This is a genomic window from Dysgonomonas hofstadii, assembly GCF_014196915.1.
Taxonomy (GTDB): Bacteria; Bacteroidota; Bacteroidia; order Bacteroidales; family Dysgonomonadaceae; genus Dysgonomonas; species Dysgonomonas hofstadii.
Genome location: NZ_JACIEP010000004.1, coordinates 333792 through 358772, shown reverse-complemented (window position 1 = coordinate 358772; position 24981 = coordinate 333792). Strand labels below are relative to the sequence as shown.

21 protein-coding genes and 1 riboswitch are annotated in these 24981 nt (G+C 37.7%); of the genes, 10 read left to right on the top strand and 11 right to left on the bottom strand.

Annotated features, from left to right (window positions below; all coding sequences use genetic code 11):
* Positions 1 to 18 precede the first annotated feature (18 nt).
* The 11 genes from GGR21_RS07360 to GGR21_RS07310 all read right to left on the bottom strand — a co-directional run bounded on the left by GGR21_RS07360 (position 19) and on the right by GGR21_RS07310 (position 13230).
* Positions 19 to 1008, bottom strand: coding sequence for a transketolase family protein (locus GGR21_RS07360; RefSeq protein WP_183306555.1), 990 nt, complete (start codon positions 1006 to 1008; stop codon positions 19 to 21).
* 34 nt (positions 1009 to 1042) lie between these two features.
* Positions 1043 to 1873, bottom strand: a complete 831-nt coding sequence (locus GGR21_RS07355; RefSeq protein ID WP_183306554.1) for a transketolase — start codon at positions 1871 to 1873, stop codon at positions 1043 to 1045.
* Positions 1874 to 2098: 225 nt separating this feature from the next.
* Positions 2099 to 2866 (bottom strand): DeoR/GlpR family DNA-binding transcription regulator, encoded by a 768-nt coding sequence (locus tag GGR21_RS07350; RefSeq protein WP_183306553.1) that lies wholly within the window; start codon positions 2864 to 2866, stop codon positions 2099 to 2101.
* A gap of 162 nt (positions 2867 to 3028) precedes the next feature.
* Entirely contained in the window at positions 3029 to 3862 is an 834-nt protein-coding gene (ygiD, locus tag GGR21_RS07345) for a 4,5-DOPA-extradiol-dioxygenase (RefSeq protein WP_183306552.1), read from the bottom strand.
* Positions 3863 to 3979: 117 nt separating this feature from the next.
* Positions 3980 to 5995, bottom strand: a complete 2016-nt coding sequence (locus GGR21_RS07340) for an AAA family ATPase (RefSeq protein WP_183306551.1) — start codon at positions 5993 to 5995, stop codon at positions 3980 to 3982.
* Between the two features lie 138 nt (positions 5996 to 6133).
* Positions 6134 to 6937 carry a formate/nitrite transporter family protein gene (locus tag GGR21_RS07335; RefSeq protein WP_183306550.1) on the bottom strand — a complete coding sequence of 268 codons (804 nt, stop codon included), beginning with the start codon at positions 6935 to 6937 and terminating at the stop codon, positions 6134 to 6136.
* A gap of 19 nt (positions 6938 to 6956) precedes the next feature.
* Positions 6957 to 7676 (bottom strand): pyruvate formate-lyase-activating protein, encoded by a 720-nt coding sequence (gene pflA, locus GGR21_RS07330; protein WP_183306549.1) that lies wholly within the window; start codon positions 7674 to 7676, stop codon positions 6957 to 6959.
* Positions 7677 to 7778: 102 nt separating this feature from the next.
* Positions 7779 to 10010, bottom strand: coding sequence for a formate C-acetyltransferase (gene pflB / locus GGR21_RS07325; protein ID WP_183306548.1), 2232 nt, complete (start codon positions 10008 to 10010; stop codon positions 7779 to 7781).
* A gap of 131 nt (positions 10011 to 10141) precedes the next feature.
* A riboswitch (cobalamin riboswitch) is annotated at positions 10142 to 10398 on the bottom strand.
* A gap of 126 nt (positions 10399 to 10524) precedes the next feature.
* Positions 10525 to 11100, bottom strand: coding sequence for a DNA-3-methyladenine glycosylase I (locus GGR21_RS07320; protein ID WP_183306585.1), 576 nt, complete (start codon positions 11098 to 11100; stop codon positions 10525 to 10527).
* Between the two features lie 79 nt (positions 11101 to 11179).
* The gene (locus GGR21_RS07315) at positions 11180 to 12226 is read right to left on the bottom strand and encodes a bifunctional transcriptional activator/DNA repair enzyme AdaA (RefSeq protein WP_183306547.1); all 1047 of its coding nucleotides are present in this window, start codon (positions 12224 to 12226) and stop codon (positions 11180 to 11182) included.
* Positions 12227 to 12447: 221 nt separating this feature from the next.
* Entirely contained in the window at positions 12448 to 13230 is a 783-nt protein-coding gene (locus GGR21_RS07310; protein WP_183306546.1) for a Cof-type HAD-IIB family hydrolase, read from the bottom strand.
* A 374-nt stretch (positions 13231 to 13604) separates the two neighbouring features.
* Here GGR21_RS07310 and GGR21_RS07305 point away from each other — a divergent pair, with 374 nt between their 5' ends.
* From GGR21_RS07305 to GGR21_RS07260, 10 genes are all read left to right on the top strand, one after another.
* Positions 13605 to 14852: an efflux RND transporter periplasmic adaptor subunit gene (locus tag GGR21_RS07305; protein WP_183306545.1), complete on the top strand. Its 1248-nt coding sequence runs from the start codon at positions 13605 to 13607 to the stop codon at positions 14850 to 14852.
* A gap of 13 nt (positions 14853 to 14865) precedes the next feature.
* Positions 14866 to 15534, top strand: coding sequence for an ABC transporter ATP-binding protein (locus GGR21_RS07300; protein WP_183306544.1), 669 nt, complete (start codon positions 14866 to 14868; stop codon positions 15532 to 15534).
* A gap of 39 nt (positions 15535 to 15573) precedes the next feature.
* Positions 15574 to 15855 (top strand): nucleoside-diphosphate sugar epimerase/dehydratase, encoded by a 282-nt coding sequence (locus tag GGR21_RS07295; RefSeq protein ID WP_183306543.1) that lies wholly within the window; start codon positions 15574 to 15576, stop codon positions 15853 to 15855.
* A 4-nt stretch (positions 15856 to 15859) separates the two neighbouring features.
* Positions 15860 to 17143, top strand: coding sequence for an ABC transporter permease (locus GGR21_RS07290; RefSeq protein ID WP_183306542.1), 1284 nt, complete (start codon positions 15860 to 15862; stop codon positions 17141 to 17143).
* 63 nt (positions 17144 to 17206) lie between these two features.
* Positions 17207 to 18400, top strand: a complete 1194-nt coding sequence (locus GGR21_RS07285) for an ABC transporter permease (RefSeq protein WP_246348016.1) — start codon at positions 17207 to 17209, stop codon at positions 18398 to 18400.
* A 27-nt stretch (positions 18401 to 18427) separates the two neighbouring features.
* Complete coding sequence (locus GGR21_RS07280) at positions 18428 to 19663, top strand: ABC transporter permease (RefSeq protein ID WP_183306540.1); 1236 nt, start codon at positions 18428 to 18430, stop codon at positions 19661 to 19663.
* A gap of 11 nt (positions 19664 to 19674) precedes the next feature.
* Positions 19675 to 20925, top strand: a complete 1251-nt coding sequence (locus tag GGR21_RS07275) for an ABC transporter permease (protein ID WP_183306539.1) — start codon at positions 19675 to 19677, stop codon at positions 20923 to 20925.
* 19 nt (positions 20926 to 20944) lie between these two features.
* Complete coding sequence (locus GGR21_RS07270; RefSeq protein ID WP_183306538.1) at positions 20945 to 22195, top strand: ABC transporter permease; 1251 nt, start codon at positions 20945 to 20947, stop codon at positions 22193 to 22195.
* Positions 22196 to 22197: 2 nt separating this feature from the next.
* The gene (locus GGR21_RS07265) at positions 22198 to 23454 is read left to right on the top strand and encodes an ABC transporter permease (RefSeq protein WP_183306537.1); all 1257 of its coding nucleotides are present in this window, start codon (positions 22198 to 22200) and stop codon (positions 23452 to 23454) included.
* Between the two features lie 23 nt (positions 23455 to 23477).
* Positions 23478 to 24962: a TolC family protein gene (locus GGR21_RS07260; protein ID WP_183306536.1), complete on the top strand. Its 1485-nt coding sequence runs from the start codon at positions 23478 to 23480 to the stop codon at positions 24960 to 24962.
* Positions 24963 to 24981: the final 19 nt, after the last annotated feature.

The window sequence follows — 24981 nt, the reverse complement described above, 5'->3', positions numbered from 1 at the left end:
AAAGGTTTTCTTTTAAGGCTATATGGAGCTTGCTTCATTCTCAAAGACCGAACTTCGATTCATATTATTTCTTAGGAGTTCGAGGCTGGATTTATAGATTCCTTCATGATCGATACCGTAATGGTGAAATATTTCAAGAGGTTTGGCATGTATTGCATTTTCATCGGGTATTCCCAATATTTTTACAGGAACAGGATATATTTGGGATGTTATTTCTGTAACTATGGCGCCTAATCCTCCAAAAATACTATGTTCTTCTACTGTAATAATCTTTCCTGTTTCTTTTGCTGCTTTAAGAATAACCTCTTCGTCAACAGGTTTTAGTGTATGCATATCGATAACACGCGCATTGACCCCGTCTTTTTTAAGTTTTAAAGCAGCCTGGTAGCAATGGAATACAGTTTCCCCTGTGCCGATTAATGTAATATCATTGCCTTCGAGTATTGTATTGGCCTTTCCGATTTTGAATTCGAAATTTTCATCCTGATATACATCTGGCACAGCATTTCTTCCTACACGTACATAAACAGGATAATCATAGTTGATCAGTTGTTCCACCAGTTTTTTAGTCTGGCGTACATCGCTTGGTAACACGACCTGCATTCCGGGAAAAGTGCGTAATGCAGCTATATCATGTAAACTATGATGAGTGGACCCTAAAGCTCCGTAACTAACACCTCCACTAACGCCGAGTATTTTTACTGGCATTTTGGAATATGCCATATCTACCTTTACCTGCTCCAGACTACGTGCGACATAGAAACAAGCCGGGCCACAGACAAACACTTTCTTCCCTGCCGAAGCGAGACCGGCGGCGATACCCACTGCATTTTGTTCAGCGATACCCACCTCGATGAATTGCCCGGGTAGTTCTTTAGCATAATCGTTCAGAGTAACAGACCCTGAGGCATCAGAAGTCACAGCTATTATATCCTTGTCTTCCCGGGCTAAGCTTAGCAAAGTACTTGTAAAGCTTTTCCTGCATGGTATACTATTATTTGCAAACATTACTATTTTTTCTTAAATTTAACTATTGATTTCTTTATTCACTCAAAACAGCGATTCTTTCTTTAATTTCAGACACTGCAATATCATATTCATCAACATTAGGCACTCCATGATGCCATTTGGCGACGTTTTCCATATATGATACACCCTTACCTTTTGTTGTTCTGGAAATTATCAGATGCGGTTGCTTATTATTGTAGTTGATCTTATTAAATGTATCGATTATATTTTCCATATCGTCGCCATTCATTTCTATGACATCCCATCCAAATGCCGCCCATCTGTCCTTAATCGATTCGAGAGGCATCACATCTTCTGTATTACCTGATATCTGCAATCCGTTTCGGTCAATTATAGCCACAAGATGATCCAGTTGATATTTATGAGCAGCCATGGCCGCTTCATAAATTGATCCTTCGGCCTGCTCTCCATCTCCCATCAGAACTATAGTCTTATAATTTTTAGAATCCATTTTTGCTGCCAGCGCCATACCTACCCCGGCAGACAAACCATGCCCCAAAGCTCCTGTATTAATTTCTACTCCCGGATTTTTTACCGTAGGATGACCTGCCAGCGGAGAATAATCCTGCCCATAAGTATTAACATCTTCACTTGGTAAAAAACCGGCAGCCTCGAGTACACTGTAAAAAACTTCAGCACAATGCCCTTTACTCAATATAAAACGGTCACGGCTTTCCATTTTTAGATTTTTAGGATCAACATTTAGGACATCGAAATAAAGGGCTGTTAAAACATTTACAGCAGAAAGGTCTCCACCCGTATGCCCCGCTTTTGCCTTATAGATTATCTCGAGTAACCTTAAGCGAATTTCTTCTGCTTTGATATTTAAATTTTGAACGGTCATGATTTATTTATTTTTTCGTTTATTTTTTACTTAAATTCGCTTTCACGCCACAAACATAAACAAACAAAACGAAAAACGAAAATAAACGAAGATTTATTTTTCATGTTTTTAAGCATATTTTCACAACAAATCAACAAACAACTGATTTACAGACAGATACAAATACAAAAAATCCCGGCATAAAATTACGCCAGGACTATATTTTAGTCTGTATATTTTTTACTTCTAAAGATTAGCCAATATATAGTCTACTTCGTGCTCCTGAAGCATTTTTATATTCTCTTTGGTAATATTAGAATCTGTAATGAGGTGGTCAATTAAAGATAAGGCACCCAAACTGGCAAAAGATTTTACCCCTATTTTTGTGGAATCGGCAACAAGATACACCTGGTCAGATACATCTATCATTGCGCGTTTCACACATAAATCACTGATACTTGGATAAGTGAGGCCGGCTTTTAAACTAATTCCCGCAGTAGCAAGAAATAGTTTATCAGCATTGATATTATTAAAAAAATCAGCGGATTTCTGACCCGTCAATGACAATGTAGGCGGCTTAAATTCGCCTCCTGTCATCATTAAGTTTATACCCGGATTAGCCCCCAGTATTAAAGCTATATTTAAGGCATTAGTTATTACTGTAAGATTCTTGTAACCTGAAATTAGTTTAGCAATCTCTGTTGTAGTTGAACCAGAATCTAATATAATTGTATCCCCATCATCTATAAACTCTATGGCTTTTCTGGCAATCGCAATTTTAGCAGGTATATTCGATTGATTCTGTAGCGTTATATCTTTGACATTGCTACCGATATTGCTCAATATCGCTCCTCCATGCTCTCTTTCTACGAGCCCTTCGCTTTCCAGTTTTTCAAGATCTTGCCTGATAGTCACTTCTGTCACTTTAAATATCCGCGCCAGATCCTGCACCTTAGCATGGCCGTCTTCCCGGATAAGTTCCAGAATTTTTTCCCTTCTTTGATTTGGTAACATTGATTTCATTTTTTCTTTTTACAAAAATACGAAAATAAACGAAAACACAACGAAAATTCGGATATGATTATTTTTCAACTTTTTTATTTATCCATACATACTATCTATTGTTTTCTGTATTTTAAAAATCAATAATAGGACAAGTAATAAAAATCTGATATCTTATCCCACCATAAAAGATGTCATATTTAAGGATCCGGCTATAACCTTATCATTAAAAATATAAATATCGTCACTCTCCTGTATTATGCCCAGAATATACAACATCGGGAGATAATGCTCCGGAATAGGTATGGCTAGCATCGCATCCTTATGTAAGGATTGGTAATTAATGAGAGCAGGTAAATTTCTTTCCTGAATTTTCTTTTTCAATATATCGTTCAATTCAAATGCCCAGTCATAACCATATTCAGCATTAAAGTCATTATTGTTAACCTGTAGAATCCGTAAGTTATGAATCATATTTCCACTTCCAATGACAAGAACACCCTTATTTCTCAAAAAAGTCAGTTCTTTACTTAATTCAAAATGCCATTGTGGATCTTGATAACGATTAAGGCTTATCTGTATTACAGGAATATTTGCTTTAGGATAAATATATTTAAGTACAGACCATGTACCATGATCTAGTCCCCATTGTACATCTTCTTCTATAATTATTCTTTTTGTAGCAGCTATTATCTCCTTTGCCAATTCGGGTGACCCTTTGGCCGGATACTCCTGTTCATATAATTGACGTGGAAATCCATAAAAGTCATGAATCATTTTAGGCGGTGAACTTATTGTAACGGATGTACCTTTTGTTTCCCAGTGAGCCGAGACAGAAACTATAGCAGAAGGGACAGGAAGCAATTCTGATAATAATTTCCATGTCCTCGAGAACTCATTATCTTCAATAGCATTCATCGGCGAACCGTGACCGATAAACAGTGCTGGCATCAAAGACGTATTCTTCAAAGAAGAAACATATTTGTGTAAATCCTTAAGAGCCATCATTCTAGTATTTTTTTATAACACCTGAAAGATGGGAAATGACATCTTTCTGTTATATATTGTTCTTAATTTGTTCAATTTATAATTGAATAATTCCTCCAATTATTTATAATTCAGGAATTATAAATCTTTACTCTTTGTACCTCTAAGCTCCTGTGCAATCTGATAGTGCTTATCCGATAATTCAACATTACCAATTGCAGCATAAGCTTCTGATAAATACTCGTGGCAGGAAGCATGACGAGGCTTCTGGCCAGAAGCCTTTAGCAGGTCGGTAAGTGCCAGCTCGGGCTCATCGATTTTAAGCCTGTTCTTACCTCTGTTATACAATGCCTTAAATGATAATGGACTTAGTTCCACGGCTCTATTGAAACATTTCAAGGACTCATAATAATCTTCCTGATCGTAATAAGTAACCCCTTTTCTGATCCATGCATCTAAATAGGTAGGATCTAAATCCAATGCTTTGTTAAAGTTTGCCAAAGCTGCACGATAATCCTTGTATGAGACAATACATTCATTACCCATCTGGTAATATTCTTTCGCTAATTTCTTTAAAGTTTCGGACTGATCATACAACCTGTCTTGTAACTCCCGATTTCTTGCTTTAAGCTTATTTATAACATTCAGCTTCTTTCTGATATATCTTTGCGGTAATGGTTTTTCAATATCATAGCGGGCATGAATCGCTTTAAAGAAATGAGTTAGAAACTCATCAAAATTCCCTTCATCAAATCGCTCTATCGCTTCCCTGTAAAGATAACTGGCATCTGATTCTTTTAGAGCCTTATTTATCAATTGCTGATTATTGAACTGTTTACTGAATTCAACTATTTCAGGACGTATAAATATATCTGTCCTGTTGATATTCTTTTTAAGGATAAGCCCTTCTAATGATGTACATCTGCTCAGAGCAACATAGGCCTGTCCTCCAGCAAAAACGCCTCCACTAAAATCCACAATCACATTATTGAAAGTCAGTCCCTGGCTCTTATGAATGGTTATTGCCCATGCTGCGTTTAATGGTAGTTGTGTATAAGTACCTATGATTTCTTCTTCTATTTTTTTCTCTTTTTCATTATACCTGTATCTGTAATTCCGCCATGTTTCCAGTTCCACTTTAACTTCAAATCCGTCATCTTTAAGGACATACACATGCCCTTCTTCATCGATCCCCGATATAATGCCAATAGTACCGTTCACCCAACGACGAGGCCATTGCATGTCGTTACGTATAAACATAACCTGTGCATGTTCTTTGAGTACTAGTTCCTGAGCGGTAGGAAGTGAAGATTCAGGAAAATCACCTTCTTTTATGCCATAGCTGACAAATTCAAATGTATTGAGTTCAGCCATCTTTTTTTCATTAATGTAATCAACATTATCGCGTTTGGTAGCCAAAGTGATATACATATCCTCCTCCCTGGGATTGAAAGTAGGATTTACCCGGTTATTAAGCAGGCTAAGGTCGGTGTTATTCGATCTACCATTCCTAATATTATTCAGTATGGATATAAACTTTTCATCTGACTGCCGATAGATTTTTGTAAATTCTATCGGAACAAGGTTTATTTCACGAAAGACATTAGCCGAAAAGAAAAAAGCATTCTGATAGAACTTATTGATGATATCTTTTGTATCCGGTGTAACAACAGGCTCCAGCTGAAATACATCACCTACAAAGACAAGCTGCTTGCCTCCGAAAGGAGTACGCATATTGTTGGAATAGACACGGAGAATCCTATCGATACAGTCTATTGTATCGGCTCTTACCATCGATATTTCATCAATGATTATCAGTTCTACCTCTTGTATTATTTTACGATGTTCCTTCCTGTACTTGAAAAATTCAAAGATACGCCCGCCCACAAGACTTAAATCTGCATCATCGGGAGCCATCGGCCGGAATGGTAACTTAAAAAAAGAGTGCAATGTCGAACCTTCTGCATTTATGGCTGCTATACCCGTAGGAGCCAGAACGACATACTTTTTCTTTGTTGTCTGACAGAGGTGCCTTAGAAAAGTAGATTTACCTGTACCCGCCCGCCCTGTTAGAAAAACGGACTGGTTACTCCGTTCTATCAGGTCGAGAGCATTTTTGAATTCTTTATTGGAAATGTCTATTGATGCAGTCATAATGAAAAACAAAAATAAGTCTTTTTACAGAATTTCCGATATCCATATAACTTTCTTTTTGTACTCAACCTATACTTACTTCGTCATTGCTTCGTACTTTCCGGCATAGGCCTATACATCTAAATTCTATACAAAACATTAAGACTTACATGACCTCTCCTCTTTCAAAAATAAATACCAATATACACAGCCAACCAGAAAAGCTCCACCAATCAGGTTGCCTATTGTCGCAGGAATAAGATTTTGGAAAAAGAAAGTTCCCCAGGTTATATCTGCTCCGGAATAAATAGCGGCAGGAATAAAAAACATATTGGCTACAGAGTGTTCATAACCCAGCGTTACAAATAACATTACCGGAATCCAGATAGCAACACATTTACCCGTAATGTCTTTTGCTGCGTACCCCATAAACATCCCCAGACAAACAAGCCAGTTTGCACCAATCCCTTTAATAAATACTTTTATGAAATCCTGATTGATTTTTGACTCTGCATAATGATGTAAATAGACCTGCCATGGATTTTTATCCAATAATCCTACTTCATAGGAAAGCACGAAAGCAATAAGCTGCGTACCTACAAAATTAAACAAATAAGACAAAAGTAATAGTTTACAAAATTGTTTTATTCTGATTTCTTTTTGTAATAAAGGAAAAGAAAAAGCGGCGCAATCGCTCGTAAAAAGATCGGCTCCTGTTATAGAAACCATAATCAATCCTACAGGGAATAATGCTCCGGCGATAAACTTTATCAAGCCGGGGTTAGACTCCCCTACCCCTGGCATTCCTCCTGCAACCATGACAGACAATAAACCGCCAAAAGCAATGAAAGCTCCTCCAAGAAGGGCTATTAGCATAAATTTAAATAGGGATAGATTTTTCTTATAAATAGCAGATGCTGCAAAGTTTGAAGTTGTTTCTTCCGGTGAATAATAGTTTGCCATTTTACTTATAATTTTCTCACTAAATCATTAATCCGTTTTCTCTGAATATGTCTTCTCCTTTTTTTATATCTTCAATTAGTGGAGGCTGTATATTTTCCAGTTTATAATTCAGGCCCAATTCTTTCCACTTATGAGTAGCCATCTGATGAAACGGCAGAATATCCACCTTTTCCAGATTCCTGAAACGGGACACATATTTAGCCAGGTTTTTTAAATCGTTCTTATCATCTGTAAAACCGGGAACTAACACATAGCGTAACCAGAAAGGTTTATTAATCGTAGCCAGATATTCAGCAAATTTTAATGTAGGCTCTAAGCTGGCGCCGGTTAATTCTTTATATTTATCAGAATTAATATGTTTAATATCAAGCAGAACGAGATCGGTATATTCAAGCACTTCTTTTACCCTGTCGTTCAAGAATATACCTGAGGTATCAATAGCTGTGTGAATATTATGTTCTTTACATATCTTAAATAGTTTTAATGCAAACCCGGGTTGTAAAAGAGGTTCGCCTCCCGACAGGGTCACGCCTCCCGTCCTGATGAAATTTTTCACTTTCTTTATTTCCGCAAAAACTTCATCAGTAGTCATTTCTATCCTATTATCCGACATATTCCATGTGTCAGGATTATGGCAGTAAAGACACCGGAGAGGACATCCTTGCATAAAAACGACGAAACGTATACCCGGTCCATCTTTTGTCCCGAATGATTCAAAAGAATGAAGATAGCCCTTCATCAATACTTAAAATATAAGTTTAAAAATTCACACGGAGAAACAGATAATAATAAAAGAAAGTCTCCTTTTATCTGTTATCCCTGTGTGATAAATATTCTGCTTTTAAAAATCAGTTGTTATCGTCCTGTTTATAACATCAAGTTGTTGTTCGCGTGTAAGCTTAATAAAGTTGACTGCATAACCTGATACACGAATCGTAAGTTGCGGATACTGCTCAGGGTGCTCCATCGCATCAACCAATAACTGGCGGTCAAAGACGTTTACATTCAGGTGATGACCTGTTTGAAGGAAGTATGCGTCAAGCAATCCGCTAAGGTTCTTTGCTTCTTCCTCCCTACCCTTTCCCAGTGTGTTAGGTGTAATTGCAAATGTATATGATATACCATCGTTTGCATGCTCAAACGGAAGTTTGGCCACAGAAGAAAGTGATGCTACCGCCCCTCTTATATCCCGCCCGTGCATAGGATTAGCTCCCGGTGCAAACGGAGTACCACCCCGACGTCCGTCAGGTGTATTGCCTGTTTTCTTTCCGTATACGACATTCGATGTAATGGTCAATACCGATTGAGTAGGTATCGCGTCTTTATACATTTTACGTTTACGGATTTTATTCATAAACTTTTCTACAATCTCTACCGCAAACTTATCAGTCTTATCATCATTGTTTCCGAATGGGACATAATCTTCTTCAATAACATAATCTATCGCATCACCGTTTTCATTCCTTACAATACGCACCTTACCGTATTTGATGGCAGCAAAAGAATCGGCAATGATAGATAATCCCGAAATACCAAAGGCTTGCGTACGAACTATATCCACATCATGAAGTGCCATCTCAAGAGCTTCGTATGAATATTTGTCATGCATGTAATGGATGATATTTAATGCTTTCACATAAGTTTCGGCAACCCAGTCTAATGTACGGTCAAATTTCGCCCAAACCTCTTCGAAATCAAGATAATCACCGGAAACTTTTTCAACCCAGTGCTTAGGTAGTACCTGAGCATTGGTGATTTCATCTTTACCTCCGTTTATTGTGTACAATAATGCTTTAGGCAGATTGGCACGGGCTCCGAAAAACTGCATCTGCTGACCTATACGCATCGGTGATACACAGCAAGCGATGCCATAATCATCACCTAACTGCGGACGCATCAGATCGTCATTTTCATATTGGAGTGAAGATGTATCGATAGATACCTTAGCACAATAACGTTTCCAGTTTTCCGGCAGACGATCGCTCCACAGGATTGTGAGATTCGGTTCAGGTGCAGGCCCCAGGTTATATAACGTATGAAGCATACGATAACTGTTCTTGGTAACCATCGATTTACCATTGTTTGCCATACCGCCTATCGACTCAGTCACCCACACCGGGTCTCCCGAAAATAATTCATTATATTCACTCGTACGTAAGAACCGGACAATCCGCAATTTCATGATAAAATGATCTATCAATTCCTGTGCTTCAGATTCTGTTATTACACCTTCTTTAAGGTCTCTTTCGATATAGATATCAAGGAATGTAGTTACTCGTCCGAGACTCATTGCCGCGCCATTCTGATCTTTAATAGCGGCAAGATACCCGAAATATGTCCATTGAATAGCTTCCTGAGCACTTCTGGCTGGTTGCGAGATATTGAATCCATAGCTTGCCGCCATGCGTTTCAGCGCTTTCAGTGCCTGTATCTGAGAGCTTAACTCTTCGCGAAGACGGATCAGATCGTCCGTCATTACAATAGGATCGCATTCCTGGAAACGCTTTTCACGCTCTGCCATCAAACGGTCCACTCCATACAATGCTATACGGCGGTAGTCGCCGATAATACGTCCTCGCCCATATGCATCGGGCAGACCGGTCAACAAACCATTACTACGTGCACGGCGAATACTATCTGTATATGCTGAAAACACGCCTTCGTTATGAGTCTTACGGTATTTACTATATATTTCGGTTGTGATAGGATCCAGTTTGTATCCATATTCTTCGAGACTTTGTTGTACCATGCGTAGTCCACCATTAGGGAAAATCGCCCTTTTCAGTGGTTTATCCGTTTGAACTCCAACAATCTTTTCCAAATCTTTATCTATATAACCGGGTCCATATGCATCTATCTGTGATGGTATTTTGGTTTCGGCATCGTAGATACCTTTCTCTTGCTCGATCCTGAACATGTCAGACAACTTTTCCCACAATTTTGAAGTAGCCTCTGTCGGGCCACAAAGGAAGGAATCATCCCCGCTATATTCTGTGTAGTTTTTCTGGATAAAATTATTTACATCAATTTTTTCCTGCCATTCCGTACCATTAAAATTTCTATATGCATCCATATTTATACTGAATTAGTGTAATAATATATACTCAAGAAGCAAGCCATAAAAACAGCTTACCTACATTTTAACTTTTCTAAATGATATATAATACATATGATCGTTTTGAAGCTTTATAACCCGAAAACTTCACAACATCAAGTATTTTGGCAGGTCTTCTGACTTACTCTATCTCTGAACAACCTTCCCGTCTCTTTAGTCATCAGTTATCAATCTTTATTATTACTACGTCCTGTTAACTGTTCACTATTTTCGACAGTGGTATTGAGCTTTGTCCAAAGATTCTTACAGAGTTTACAGCAGCGGGTCTGTTTGGGATTTTCACCCAATTCCCTTTTCATCATCATCTAAGAATATAAAAGATAACACCAAAATTCGGTGCAAATGTATAATTTTTATTGGGGTTAATCAATTTATTTATCATGAATCTTGCATTTCAAAAACAGAGTATTTTTGAAATACAACTTAATCATTTGATTCACAAACAGTAAGACTGTTAAAAAACAGTCGGAAATCAGATTTTGTCTCTGCAAAAACAATCTACCAAGTGGTCATTTACGAAACCGACAGCTTGCAAATAAGCGTAACAAATGGTAGAACCAAAGAATTTAAAACCTCGCTTCTTCATGTCCTTACTCATCGCATCCGATTCGGGAGATGAAACAAGTGCTTCACTCAGCGATTTCAGGTGATTTATTACCGGCTTTTTGCCGGGGAAGAATGATAGTGTATAATTGTAGAAACTACCAAATTCTTTTTGTATGTCCAGAAATAGTTTTGCATTAGTAATTGTAGATGTGATTTTTAACCTGTTTTTTACGATTCCGTCAAATTGCATCAAACGCTCAACATCGGCAGCTGTCATTTTGGCAACCTCCCCGGCATCAAAATTATGAAAGGCTTTACGATACCCCTCGCGTTTTCTTAGGATAGTAATCCAACTCAACCCGGCCTGTGCACTTTCCAAAATCAAAAATTCAAACAGAATCTTATCGTCAGTAACAAGCCTACCCCATTCTTCATCATGGTATTTTATATATAACTCATCGTTTCCACACCACCCACAGCGTCTATCTATCAGATCTTCCATTTTCATAATATTTATTGCTCCAAAGATAATATTTTTCGTGGTATCGGGCATATTTAAAGCAAAAGGCAGACGATTGCAATTATTCGATTTTATTATTATCTCTTTCAAATTCCAGCAATTTTTTCTTTCTCCATATTCCACCACCATAACCGGTAAGAGTACCGTCTGCACCAATAACCCTATGACAAGGTAAAATAATGGAGATTTTGTTTTTTCCATTTGCATTGGCAACAGCCCTCACGGCAGAAGGTTTACCTAACAATTCGGCTTGCTTTGCATACGTCGTTGTATTACCATAAGGTATCTGTAACAAACTAAGCCATACCTGCTTTTGGAATTCAGTGCCTACCAAATCTAAAGGGATACTGAAATCTTTACGATCTCCTTTAAAATATTCCTCCAATTGTTTTCTGAGCGTATCGAAATGGGGATTATTACCCTGTACGAGTGGCGCTCCGAAAGAATCAGCCAACTGCCTTAATTCTAATTCAAGGTGCTTGTAATCTGCGAATTCAAACATACAGATTCCTTTATCGGTCGCAGCGGCAATCATCATTCCCAATGCCGTTTCTATACGGATTATATTAACAATACGCCTATCTTTACTTTTGTGAGGGGAAGCTCCGATAATACTCTTAAACATACTATTAAATCCGCTTAATGAATCATATCCTGAATCAAAGGCTACATCTGTCACACTCTGATCTGACTGGAAGCGTTGAAAAGCATTATTTGCCCTGAACATTCTCTGATAAGCGTGAAAGGTCAACTTATAATTCTTTAAAAACCAACGTCGTACCTGGCTTGGTTCCAATCCCATTTCTTTTAATCCGGCATCTTTTATTTTAATGGTAGGGTTCTCTTCCAGATATTCCAAAAGCCGCTTAATGTCTTCAGACGGATTTCCCAGTTTTTCCAATGGTTTACACACTTTACATGGCCTGTAACCATGATCCATGGCTTCTTTGGCAGAATGAAAGAACTCGATATTTTTCAACTTGGGTTTTGCAGGGCAAGTCGGACGACAAAAGATACCGGTAGTTTTTACTCCAACTACAAATACTCCTTCAAATGAACTATCCCTTTCGAGAAATGCCTTATAAAATATATCCTTTTCTGTTTCCATCTTCTCTATGTTGAAAATCGGTAATTATACCTTGTCAGTTAATAATCATTACTGTATCTTATCACAAAGGTAGAATTTTCGCGATCTCTGTGCAACCGAAAAATTGACAATGTCCTTTCTATACAAATCTGATGATTAACAAACTTGACAAAAGTATCCACTCACTCTTTTCCTAAGCTTAACCGGAAGAAAAAATCAAAAGTTTCTGTTATATTTATAAGCTATTCTATCAGTCCAAAATGGCGAAGCGCATTTGCCACACCGTTATCGTCCACACTATCGGTAATATAGTCAGCCGCAGCTTTCACATCATCTCCGGCATTTCCCATAGCTACACCTATACCTACATGTTTCAGCATTTCTATATCGTTTCCGCCATCACCGAAAGCCATTGTTTCGGATTTTTCGATATTATAATAATGTAAGAATTCATCAATACCAACTCTTTTATTGGTACTCTTTACATTTACATCGGCAAAAACAGGGTGCCAACGGCTCGATTCACAACTAATTAATGCTTCCCTCATAATTTTGTCTTCTGTAGGTTTATCTACATAAAGGTTAATCTGGAGTATTTCCTCATCAATCATTGCTCTAAGATCCTTCACAGGAGGCACAGGCACCTTTACCAGGTCAGAAATCAATTTTACCGTATCATCTACATAATTAACACACGATCCCTCCTGAACCATAAAAGCAAAAGGAAACTGCATTACTTTTTCCTGGTATGAGAGCAAGGATTCCAGTTCTTCTCTAGGTATAAGCCTTTTTCCAATAACCTGACCTTCGGTGGTGATACAACAAGAACCATTTACTGTAATAAAACCGTCAAATTCAATATCTCCAAGATTTTTGATCTGCTTCAATAAGCGTCCTGTAGCCAGGATAACTTTTATTCCTTTTTGTTTTACAGAATTTATTGCATCTATTGTAGATTGAGATAATGCGTGTGTCTTAAAACTCAGAAGAGTTCCATCAATATCAAAGAAAATTGCTTTTATCATAATAAGTGTGTAAGTGAATACAAAAATACAAAAATTTGTTTATACATCTCCTCTTTACATCAGATTGATTAGTCTGCAATATTTACCCACCAACTCATTTTACAGCATTTATATCCAGTTCTTCAACAACCTTTACATGCTAATTTTAGTCTTTGAATCAGATTTCAAGATCTCTTTTTAGGGTATGAACTTAAATTGTAATTTTCTTTAACTCTTTTGCATTATTTAAAGATAAATCAAAATGTAATAATATTTCCGTACAACATGTCCGATAACGGACATGTTTAATTTTCATATTACATTGAATTAAAGTACTTTATATTTTCGGCATAGGAGTTGCCTAATATATACAGAAAACTATAATACATTGAAAAATGGACAGAGAAATACCTTTGAGTATTCAAAAGAAAGAACGGAATAAGCAAATAATACGGTATGGTAGTATATTCGTAGCAATTGTTGTAGTCATTGTCATTATATTAAATATAATGGAAGGATCTATTCCTTCAAAAAATCTTGTAATAGGAACAGTAGACAAGGGAACAATAGAAGTTACAGTGAACGCATCGGGAAAAGTAATACCATTAACCGAAGAAATAATAGTCTCGCCTATAGCCAGCCGTATACTCGAAGTATATAAAGAAGCCGGAGACTCTGTCAACACCGGAGAACCAATATTAAAACTGGAACTGGCATCTATAGAAACAGAACATAAGCAAAAATTGGATGAGCTGGAAATGAAAAAAAGCAAACTCATCCAATCGCAAATATCTTTAGATAATAAAATTTCAGAGTTGGAAATGCAGAAGCAAGTTAAGGAAATGAACCTGAAACAAATGCAAACCGAACTTGACAATGAACGTTATCTGGATAGCATTGGAGCCAGCACATCCGACAAAGTACGTCAGGCGGCATTAAGCTATGAGGTTGCCAAATTGGAACTGCAACAACTAAAACAACAAATAGAAAATCAGAAGAAAAATACAACCGCTGAAGCCCGTGTTCAACAACTCGACCTGAGCATATTTGAAAAATCATTATCAGAAAGTGCCCGGTTACTGAAAGACGCCCGTATTTTGTCGCCTCAGAATGCAACACTGACATATGTGAATAATCAAATTGGATCTCAGGTATCTGCCGGAACACAGATTGCCATAGTTTCAGATTTAAGCCATTTCAAAGTAGAGGCTGAGATCGCAGACAGCTATGCAGAACGATTGAGTTCGGGAGCAAAAGCTATTATTAAAATCGGACAATTGCAATTAGACGGTACTGTAGTAAATATTACACCTTCGGTGAAGAATGGTGTAATACAATTTATTGTTATGCTCAAAGATAACGGCAATTCCCGTCTTAGAAGCGGGTTGAAAACAGATGTATATGTTACTCACGGCATTCAGGATGAAGCCATACGTATACCCAATGCATCTTATTATATCGGAGCAGGCGATTACGAATTGTGGGTGGTAAATGGTAATAAAGCCGAAAAACGAAAAATAAAACTGGGCGAAAGCAGCTTTGAATATGTCGAAGTAATTGATGGCCTGAATGAGGGAGAAAAAGTGATTATCTCGGATATGAATCAATATAGGAACAAGAAAGAACTAAAAATTAAAAATTAAAAACAATACGATTATGCCAATTATCAGTATGCAAGGTATAACAAAGATATACCGCACAAAAGAAGTAGAAACAGTAGCACTGGAAAATGTAAATCTTGAAGTAGAAAAAGGAGATTTTCTTTCTGTAATGGGCCCGTCAGGATGTGGTAAGAGTACCATGCTGAATATTATGGGACTTCTGGATGTACCGACAGAAGGAAAGATCCTTATAAACAATACTCAAACAAATAATATGAAAGATAAAGAAATGGCGGGGTTCCGTAATAAAACATTAGGATTTGTCTTCCAAAGTTTCCATTTGATAAACTCACTAAATGTACTTGATAACGTGGAACTTCCGCTTCTTTATCGTAAGTCAGGAGATAAGAGCCGCCGCGAAATGGCCAAACTTGTATTGGACAAAGTAGGATTATCGCACCGGATGAAACACTTTCCGTCTCAGCTGTCTGGTGGACAATGCCAGCGTGTCGCTATAGCCCGTGCTATTATTGGCAATCCTCAAATAATACTTGCCGATGAGCCTACCGGTAATCTGGACAGTAAGATGGGATCGGAAATTATGGATCTTCTGTTCAACCTGAATAGTGAAGGAACAACTATTGTAATGGTAACGCATGACGAACATATTGCAAAAACGACAAAACGCATTGTACGTTTCTTTGACGGAAGACGAGTAGAATAGTAAGTAATCCCAGAAACAAGAAAAGCAATTTACCCAAATATGAATCTAATCAACTTTAAAATAATATTCCGGTCACTGTTGAAGAATAGGTTTTATTCTCTTCTCAGCATATTTAGTACAGCCCTTACAATACTGATAGGCTGCTTTATCGCTGTGAATTTATATAGAACTGTTTTTCCTGAAATAGATATATTATTGTTTTTAATTGCAGTTTTAGCCACTATCATCCTCATGCTATTGTTTGCTTTGGTCAGCGTATGGTATCCGGCACATCTGGCATCAAAAACTCAACCCGCTATAGCTTTAAAACTGGAGGAATAACATTATGAAAGCAAGTTATCTGAAACAAGCTTTAAAATCATTGAAAGACAATCCTTATTCTGCCTTTATTTCCATATTGGGGATAGCTTTATCTATAGGGATGATAATATCGTTGTTGGTTGCAATAAGGGCAAAGACGATGAACCTGTCTCCTGAAAATAACCGTACCCGCTCTTTGTATGTAAAGTGGGTAGGTGTTAAAGAAAAAGAGTCTGATAACAGGGTAGTCAATGGTTTTATGTCTTTAAAAACAATCAGGGAATGTTTTCAATCGCTGAAAATACCTGAAGCGGTGACTGTGTCCTCTTTTATCCATTCTCACCTTGCAACTTTACCGGGAGGAGGCAATCAAAAAAGATGCTATGTACTCTATACCGACGATGTATTCTGGAAAGCCTTCGATTTTAAGTTTACAGAGGGAAACGGATATAATAAAGAAGAATTTGATGCTGGTATTAAAAAAATAGTTATAAGCAAACAGCTTGCACGCACCATATTCGGTACAACCGGGAATGTCATAGGCAAAGAGGTGCAGTTAAATTTTATACCATATATTGTTGCCGGAGTGGTTGAAGACCTTTCCCCGATTACAGTTGCTACTTATGCCCATGCATGGATTCCTTATACATCGGTACAGGCAGGGCAAAGCTCTGACTCGGAAGGTATAACAGGAATGTATAAATGTCAGATAGTAGCACACTCTTCAAGCGATTTTGGTGCTATCCGCAAGGAAGTCGAACAGCAGGTCAGTCGTTATAATACAACGCTTGCAGACTACAAAGTTGATTTTTACGGTCAACCGGACACAAGATATGTTGAAGATCACCGCTTTGGAGCCGGCTATCCCGATATGCAAAGATCATATCTGTCAGATATCGGACTGATACTCATTCTTCTGATTGTTCCGGCAATAAATCTTTCCGGGCTTACTCTATCGCGAATGAAAAAGAGAATAACCGAATTAGGTATAAGAAAAGCTTATGGAGCGACTAAGAATGTTTTGATATGGCAGGTTTTGAGCGAACAAATGGTATATTCTTTAATAGGAGGAGTTTTGGGTTTGGCTTTTTCTTATATAGGCTGTTCGTTAATGAAAGATTTTGGTTTCAATCAGAATAATTATTTTGGGCTGGATATTGAAGCGGCTCTTAATCCCTCTGTTTTTATTACTCCGGGTACGTTTTTTCTTACATTTTTGTTTTGTGTTGTAATAAATGTATTGAGTGCAGGGATTCCTGCGTGGAGAGTTTCATCGACACCAATAGTAGAATCGTTAAGGGAGGACTAATTTATGCTTAAACAGGTATTTAGAATAATATTAAATCAGCAGAAAAGTAATTTCTGGATAATAATGGAATTGATATTCGTATCAGTATGCCTTTGGTATATAATTGATTATATGGGGGCTTTGTATACGATTGAGAATACACCTCTGGGGTTTAACATAGAAAACACATATCGCATCGACTTGAGTGAACGGACACAAGGCAGCGATAATTATATATCGCCGGAAGATAAAACAACTACAACAGGAGAAGATCTATTAGCTGTAATGGAGCGCATCAGGCAATATCCGGCAATAGAGTCGGTCTCTCTGTCTGTTGCTTCACAACCTTATGCCGCAACTCCGTATAGTCAGACTTTCTATAAAAAACTGCTTTATAATGACACTGGGGTTTCTGCACAGGAATACCGGGTTACATTGTCATTCTTCGATGTATTTAAAATCCAGTCACCGGATGGAAAAGACCCGAAGACAGCATTGAGCCAGCATTCAATAATTATTTCTTCAAATATGGCCGAAGATTTGACTAAAGAAGGAAATATCATTGGAAAGAATGTGATAGTCGGAGAGAATGGACAGGAAAAACAAATAACAGCTGAATATATACCGGTCAGATGGTCTGAATATTTTAAACCGCATCGTTCTTTTTTCAGCTTATTATCAGAAGATGATATTACACATACGGTCAATTCAGGTAATCTATCGAATATGGAGTTGTGTATACGGACAAAACCGGAAGAAAGCCCCGGCTTTATAGATGCTTTTATCAAAGATATGGCTCCCCTGCTGATGGTAGGAAATATTTATATGATGGATGTGCGTCCGGCATCTTATATAAGAAAAGGAACTATAGGGCCCGTGGCTAGTACAATTTATGTAAGGTCTCTTCTTCTGGGTTTCTTGCTGGTTAATATTTTTCTGGGAATATCGGGGGTATTCGGTTTGCGTGTCCAACAGAGGCGAAGTGAACTTGGATTGCGCATAGCTTTAGGTTCCAGCAAACTGAAACTGCAATTACTAGTCATTGTCGAAGGATTGGCCTTACTTTCACTAGCCATGATTCCGGTAATAATAATTGCTTTAAATATCGGATTATTCGAACTCGTACACCTGGAATGGATCGAATTTACACCGTTTCGTTTCCTTCTTGGTATCTTGGCAACATATCTGATAATGGCATGTATAATCTTTTCCGGAGTATGTTATCCGGCCTACCGTACATCGCTGATCGAACCGGCCAATGCTTTACGTAACGAATAATATCAATTGAAAATCGTATTAACGGATATGTATAAGATATATTTCAAACAAGCCATAGAAATGCTGAAACAGAATAAGTTTATCAGCTTAATAACCATTATCGGTACAGCTCTGGCTATTATGATGATTATGGTAATAATCGTGGCATATTCAATAAAGAACGCAAGTATTTCTCCTGAGGTCAACCGGAATAAAACACTATATCTGAAATATCAAAGGATGGATATGAAAGATGGGAGCAATTTTCGTAATCGCAATATAGCATATTCAATCTACAAGAATTATCTGTTGCCGGAAATGAAAACACCGGAAATGATATCAGTCATCAGTCCTTCCAGAAAAGAGGTAAAAGTCAGGTCTGCCAATATTTCACGAAATATTGGTTTGGAAAGCCGTAATGTGGATGATTCGTTCTGGAAGATTATGTCGTTTGATTTTGTTGCAGGAAAGCCATTTACAAAAGACGATCTGAATACTCAGGCTAAGAAAGTTATCCTGACTGAAAGTACTGCATCTGAGTTATTCGGAAGCAATGATGATATTATTGGAAAAGAAATACAGGTAAACTTTAAACCTTATATCGTAAGTGGCGTGATAAAAGACGTGTCGCCTGTATTTGAATATGGATATTCCGATCTGTTCCTGCCATATCCATCCGAAGAAAGCGATATATGTATTCTGTTATTAAAAGCAAAAAATAAAAAGGACTTCGATGCTATCCGTAATGAAGTAAGGAACGCCGAACGAAGATACAATGCCGTAGACGAACAATGGACTCTTACTCTCTTCGGTCCATATGATCACAAAGTACAACAACTGGACAAAGGCGGAGAAGAACCAAATGTAAAAAAAGCCGACCGGAAAATGATTTTTATAATATTGGTCTTACTCCTTATTCCGGCAATTAATATGTCAGGAATAAGCATTTCGCGTATCAAGCGTCGCACCGAAGAGATCGGTATAAGAAAAACTTTTGGGGCAAAGAAATCAGTCATTCTCATTCAGGTCTTGTATGAAAATTTTATTACGACCCTTACAGGAGGATTTATTGGACTTGTTTTTTCCTATTTTATCATTTTGTGGTTCAAACGATGGTTGCTGGGAATAACTACTGCCGACGCCATACCTGTTCAGGCTCTCATATCTGTACCCATAGTAATGTCGGTGTTCGTCGCATGTCTTTTACTTAATATATTATCGGCCGGAGTTCCGGCTTATAAAGCGTCCAGAATGAAAATAACAGATTCTTTAAACCGTAAATAACAGTTGAAGCGATGATAATGAATATATTAAAAATAATATGGTCGGATCGTAAGATTAATTTCTGGATATTACTGGAACTCACCCTTGCTTTCTGTATACTTTGGTTCTGCGTCGACTATCTGTACTTTATGGCTAAGCGTTATCTACAGCCTCTCGGCTTTGATATAGAACATACTTATAATATAGAACTGGGGATCAAAGATGATGAGGCAAATATGTTATATTCAGGCGATTCTATTCAAAAAGATCAGATATACAATAACTTCTGGACTATTTATGACAGGGTAAAAAGGCATCCGGCAATCGAGGCCGTAACTATTTCCACATTTGCAACCCCTTACGGAATGAGAACTAGTACTCAATATATGATTGATTCGGTAGAACAAGACGTTTCAGAAAATTTTGTAAGTCCTGAATACTTTGACGTTTTTAAGATAAAAAAACTCTCAGGCCTATTTTTCACATGGGACGATGCTGCACTTAATTATGCTGTAATAAGCGCAGACCATGATGGGCTTTTTGCTCAGAAAATTCCACAGAACTTAAAAGAAATACAGCAAAGAGCCGGAACATTTAAAGTATCAGGAGTTGCCGACAGAAAGAAATTCAGCGAATTTGATGATTATAAGTGCGTTGTATACACCCCTTTAAAAAGGCAAAACCCGATGACCATAGAAATGAGCGACTTAAGTGTAAGGGTAAAACCCGATGCAGATAAGAATTTTGCCGGACAATTTGTTCAGGATATGGATGCGCAGCTGGATATCCACCCCTTTTACCTTTCCTCGGTAATACCAATAAAAGAAAACAGGGAAAACTATCTGGAAAGAAGAGGTTATGACGGGAACCTAAAGAGTGTTTATGCCATATCCCTGTTTCTTTTGGCCAATATTTTTCTTATTGTTATTGGTAGCTTCTGGTTCCGTATACAATCGAGACGCAGCGAGATAGGATTGCGCATAGCATTAGGTTCCTCAAAAAAAAATATCAAACAACTGTTCATTTTTGAGGCATTATCACTTCTGTTCATCTCCAGTATACTTGCTGCATTTATTTGCATAAATATCTCCTTTGCCGATATATTGAAAGATATAGGTGTCCCTATTCCTGAAAGAGGAGGTGACCTGATGAGTATAAACCAGTATATAATCAACTATATCATCACCTTTATTTTCATATCCTTTATTGTGGTTATAGCAGTATGGAATCCGGCAAACAGGGCATCAGGAATACAACCTGCGATGGCTCTTCATGAAGAATAAAATAAAAACATCAACGACTATGTATAAAATATATTTCAAACAAGCCATAGAAATGCTGAAACAGAATAAGTTTATCAGCTTAATAACCATTATCGGTACAGCTCTGGCTATTATGATGATTATGGTAATAATCGTTTCAAAATCTATACAGAATATGAACATTGCTCCCGAAATAAATCGTGACCGGACTATGTATATGAAATTTGAAATAAAAAAAGGTAAAAATAATGATTCGATGAACTCCAATTATGGTATCGGTTACAATATATATAAGGAGTATCTGTCTGATATGAAAATCCCGGAATTTATTACATTAGTCAAAGGATCCTGGGAAAAAAGCCAGGTAGCAACGGCTGAAAATGAAGCTGACATAAAGGAGTTTAAGGCAATATCGGTGGATGCAAACTTCTGGAAACTCATGTCTTTTTCTTTTATCAAAGGCAGACCGTTTACACAGGAGGATTTTACCGCAGGCCTGAGAAAAGCAGTCATTACGGAGAATACAGCAAAGATGCTTTATGGTAATGAAGATGCTTTGGGAAAGATCATATATATAGATTACCATCCATATACAATTACCGGAATTATAAAAGACGTATCTCAGGTATTTAAACATGCTTATGCCGAAATTTATATTCCCTACACCTCTAATGCTGATTATGAAAAGAGTAGTTACTCTATTTATCTTCTGGCAAAAGACAAAAAAGACTTTGAAACAATAGCCGGAGAAGTTCGCGCTGCTGAACGGAGGCACAATACAGTGGATACCCAATGGAATCTTACCCTTTTGGGTCCATACGACCACAAAACGAATATATTGAATGTTTCGAACCTGGAACCAGATATGAAGGGAGAAACTCGTAAGACAATATTCATATTATGTGTATTCTTACTGGTACCCGCTATCAACCTGTCTAGCTTCAGCATGTCGCAGATGAAAAAACGCATCGAAGAAATAGGTGTGAGAAAGGCTTTTGGAGCTAAACGCTATGTAATATTAATACAGGTACTGTTCGAAAACCTTATAACATCACTTATTGGCGGCATTATAGGTCTTGGCTTGTCGTACATTGTAGTCGTCTGGCTAAAGGAATGGCTATTAGGTGTAGGATCTACGGCTTCTCTTCCTCTCGAAACCTTTATTTCATTACCTGTATTCGTCACTGTGTTTGTAGTATGCCTGCTATTGAACCTGATCTCGGCCGGAATACCGGCATACAGAGCCGCAAGAACATTAATTGTAGATTCTATTAATAAAAATACCCGATAACCATGATAAAGCATATTTTTAAAACAATATGGAATGAGCGCAAAATAAATGCCTGGATTCTGCTGGAACTCGTTGTTGTCTTTTGCATATTATGGTTCTGCATGGACTATATGTCTTTCACACTGAAAGGTTTGCTTGAACCTAAGGGTTTTGATATAAACCATACATATCGTATAAACATAAGTATGAAAGACGAGGGCAGAAAAATATTATCTTCTTCTGATGCCGAAGCCAAGGAGCAAATTACAGAAGATATATGGACTATATATGATCGTATAGAAAAATATCCGGCCATAGAAGCAATAAGTTTTTCAAATCAGGCCTATCCTTATACAGGTTCATATTCATCAACCAGCATGAATGTTGATTCGGTAAATTTCGGGTTCCGTATAAAGTCTGTCACACCAGGTTTTTTCGATGTATTTAAAATAAAATTAATACATGGCACAGCCTTCAACTGGGAAAATATCGCAACTGACAATCCGGTGATTATTAGCGCAAACAATGATAACCTGTTTGCAGATAAGAATCCGGAAAAAGTGGAGCTGATAGGAGCAGAAGAATCTGCCCGGAAGGTCATCGGAGTAGCCGAAAGGAACAAACGCATAGACTACGAACCTTATGAACCCATAATGTACAGTCCGATAAAAAGATGGAGCCAATCTATAGCCGGCTACCGGGAATTATGTATACGGGTAAAGCCCGAAGCTGATAAAAATTTCAGGGAACGGTTTGCCGAAGATATGCGTAGCCAGCTACAACTCGGATATTATTACTTATCTGGAATTGAACCTATTTCTAAAGCCAAAGAGGAATATCTTGGCTGGTCAGGCTATGGCGACAACTTTAAAAGTATTTATTCAATTACTATATTTTTAGTTATAAATATCTTTTTAGGTGTAATCGGAACATTCTGGTTCAGAATACAATCGAGACGTAGCGAAATAGGCTTACGACTGGCATTAGGAGCCAGTAAGGCAAATGTAAAAAAAATGTTTATAGCTGAAACCTTCATGTTATTATTCCTTGCAAGTATTATTGCCAGCATTGTTTGCGTAAATATAGCCATCGGAGATATTGTGAAAATGATAAATGTTCCGGTGCCTGCCAGGGGGGAGGAATCCGTGGCCGCCATACAACATTTAATAAACTATGGATTAACATTTTCTTTTTTGTTTATCATTTCCATTATCGCCGTATGGTATCCCGCAAACAGGGCATCAAAAATTGCACCGGCAGAAGCATTACGTGACGAGTAACCGAAATTTTATGTATGAACATTATGAAAAAGCTTTTTATTATTATACTCTTTCTTTCCGGCATTACCGCCGGGCTGGTGGCACAGGATACCCTTGTTGTCAGTCTGGTGGATGCCATCGGGCGCAGCAGAACAATCTCTGTGGATGCCGTGGTTGCACGGAACCAATACAAGTCCAGTTATTGGGAATACCGTACCTATAAGTCCGAATTGTTGCCTTTGGCTACATTAAGTACTACTCTACCCTATTATTCCAAGTCTTATAATGCATTTCAGAATTCTGACGGTAGTTACACATATGTAAGTAATGATTACAGCCAGATGGACGCCTCCTTATCGATCTCACAAAATATTCCTTTGACAGGAGGTTCTATCTCGGTAGAAAGCAGCCTGCAACGGTTACAGCAATACGGGGATAATAACACGACACGTTATATGGCTATACCTGCGTCTGTTACATTAGAACAGCCTATTTTCGGTTTCAACCGGGTGAAATGGTTACAAAAAATTGAACCTGTAAAATATAATGAAGCAAAACGAAAGCTGACGGCTGATATGGAAAGTGTATCTAATCAAACTATTACATATTATTTCAATCTACTGGTAGGGCAAATAAACCTGGAGATAGCATACCAGAATCTAAAGAATTCGGAAAAATTATATACTATAGCCGAAGCTAAAAGAAAAATAGGGCAGATATCAGAGAATGACCTATTGCAGCTCAAAGTATCTTTATTAAAATCGGAATCGTATATGACCGACGCCCAAGCATCGTTCAATTCCCGTATGTTTCAGTTACGCTCTTATCTGGGATATGGCGAAGATGTAGTCATAAGGCCGGTAATTCCGGATATATTTTCTGAAACCCTGCCTGTTTTATCTTATCCGGAGGTTATTTCACTGGCCCGCCAGAACAATGCTTTTACCCAGACTATACAAAGGCGGATGCTGGAGGCTGACCGGGATATAAGCCAGGCAAAAGCGGATCGCTGGAATGCTAAACTTTTTGTATCGTTTGGTATGTCGGGGCAAGACGATACCTTCTCCAGAGCTTTTAACAGTAATAACTGGCGCAATAACCAGATTGTGAATGTGGGAATCTCAATACCAATCTTAGACTGGGGACGTGGTAAAGGAAAGGTGAAAATAGCAGAAGCCAACAGAGATGTAGAGAAGGCCAAGGTAGAAAAAGATCAGATGGACTTTAATCAGAATGTGTATCTCCGGGTGCAGAATTTCAATAGTCAGTCGAAACAACTGGAACTGGCTAAAGTAACTGATGAAGTAGCCCAAAAACGTTATAATACTTCTATCGAAGCTTTCGTCTTAGGAAAAATTGATGTATTAAATCTGAACGATTCCCAGTCGTCAAAAGATGAGGCCAGAAGAAATTATATAGAACAAATGTATCTTTTATGGTCATACTATTACCAGATACGCAGTCTTACGCTATATGATTTTATAAATAAGGAAGATCTGGCTGTAAGCTACGATAATATCATTAATTAAAAACTTATTTATCTATACT

Coding starts and splice junctions, on each gene's coding strand:
- GGR21_RS07360 (WP_183306555.1), bottom strand. CDS start 1,008: ATGTTTGCAAATAATAGTATACCATGCAGGAAAAGCTTTACAAGTACT.
- GGR21_RS07355 (WP_183306554.1), bottom strand. CDS start 1,873: ATGACCGTTCAAAATTTAAATATCAAAGCAGAAGAAATTCGCTTAAGG.
- GGR21_RS07350 (WP_183306553.1), bottom strand. CDS start 2,866: ATGTTACCAAATCAAAGAAGGGAAAAAATTCTGGAACTTATCCGGGAA.
- ygiD (WP_183306552.1), bottom strand. CDS start 3,862: ATGATGGCTCTTAAGGATTTACACAAATATGTTTCTTCTTTGAAGAAT.
- GGR21_RS07340 (WP_183306551.1), bottom strand. CDS start 5,995: ATGACTGCATCAATAGACATTTCCAATAAAGAATTCAAAAATGCTCTC.
- GGR21_RS07335 (WP_183306550.1), bottom strand. CDS start 6,937: ATGGCAAACTATTATTCACCGGAAGAAACAACTTCAAACTTTGCAGCA.
- pflA (WP_183306549.1), bottom strand. CDS start 7,676: ATGAAGGGCTATCTTCATTCTTTTGAATCATTCGGGACAAAAGATGGA.
- pflB (WP_183306548.1), bottom strand. CDS start 10,010: ATGGATGCATATAGAAATTTTAATGGTACGGAATGGCAGGAAAAAATT.
- GGR21_RS07320 (WP_183306585.1), bottom strand. CDS start 11,100: ATGGAAGATCTGATAGATAGACGCTGTGGGTGGTGTGGAAACGATGAG.
- GGR21_RS07315 (WP_183306547.1), bottom strand. CDS start 12,226: ATGGAAACAGAAAAGGATATATTTTATAAGGCATTTCTCGAAAGGGAT.
- GGR21_RS07310 (WP_183306546.1), bottom strand. CDS start 13,230: ATGATAAAAGCAATTTTCTTTGATATTGATGGAACTCTTCTGAGTTTT.
- GGR21_RS07305 (WP_183306545.1), top strand. CDS start 13,605: ATGGACAGAGAAATACCTTTGAGTATTCAAAAGAAAGAACGGAATAAG.
- GGR21_RS07300 (WP_183306544.1), top strand. CDS start 14,866: ATGCCAATTATCAGTATGCAAGGTATAACAAAGATATACCGCACAAAA.
- GGR21_RS07295 (WP_183306543.1), top strand. CDS start 15,574: ATGAATCTAATCAACTTTAAAATAATATTCCGGTCACTGTTGAAGAAT.
- GGR21_RS07290 (WP_183306542.1), top strand. CDS start 15,860: ATGAAAGCAAGTTATCTGAAACAAGCTTTAAAATCATTGAAAGACAAT.
- GGR21_RS07285 (WP_246348016.1), top strand. CDS start 17,207: ATGGAATTGATATTCGTATCAGTATGCCTTTGGTATATAATTGATTAT.
- GGR21_RS07280 (WP_183306540.1), top strand. CDS start 18,428: ATGTATAAGATATATTTCAAACAAGCCATAGAAATGCTGAAACAGAAT.
- GGR21_RS07275 (WP_183306539.1), top strand. CDS start 19,675: ATGATAATGAATATATTAAAAATAATATGGTCGGATCGTAAGATTAAT.
- GGR21_RS07270 (WP_183306538.1), top strand. CDS start 20,945: ATGTATAAAATATATTTCAAACAAGCCATAGAAATGCTGAAACAGAAT.
- GGR21_RS07265 (WP_183306537.1), top strand. CDS start 22,198: ATGATAAAGCATATTTTTAAAACAATATGGAATGAGCGCAAAATAAAT.
- GGR21_RS07260 (WP_183306536.1), top strand. CDS start 23,478: ATGAAAAAGCTTTTTATTATTATACTCTTTCTTTCCGGCATTACCGCC.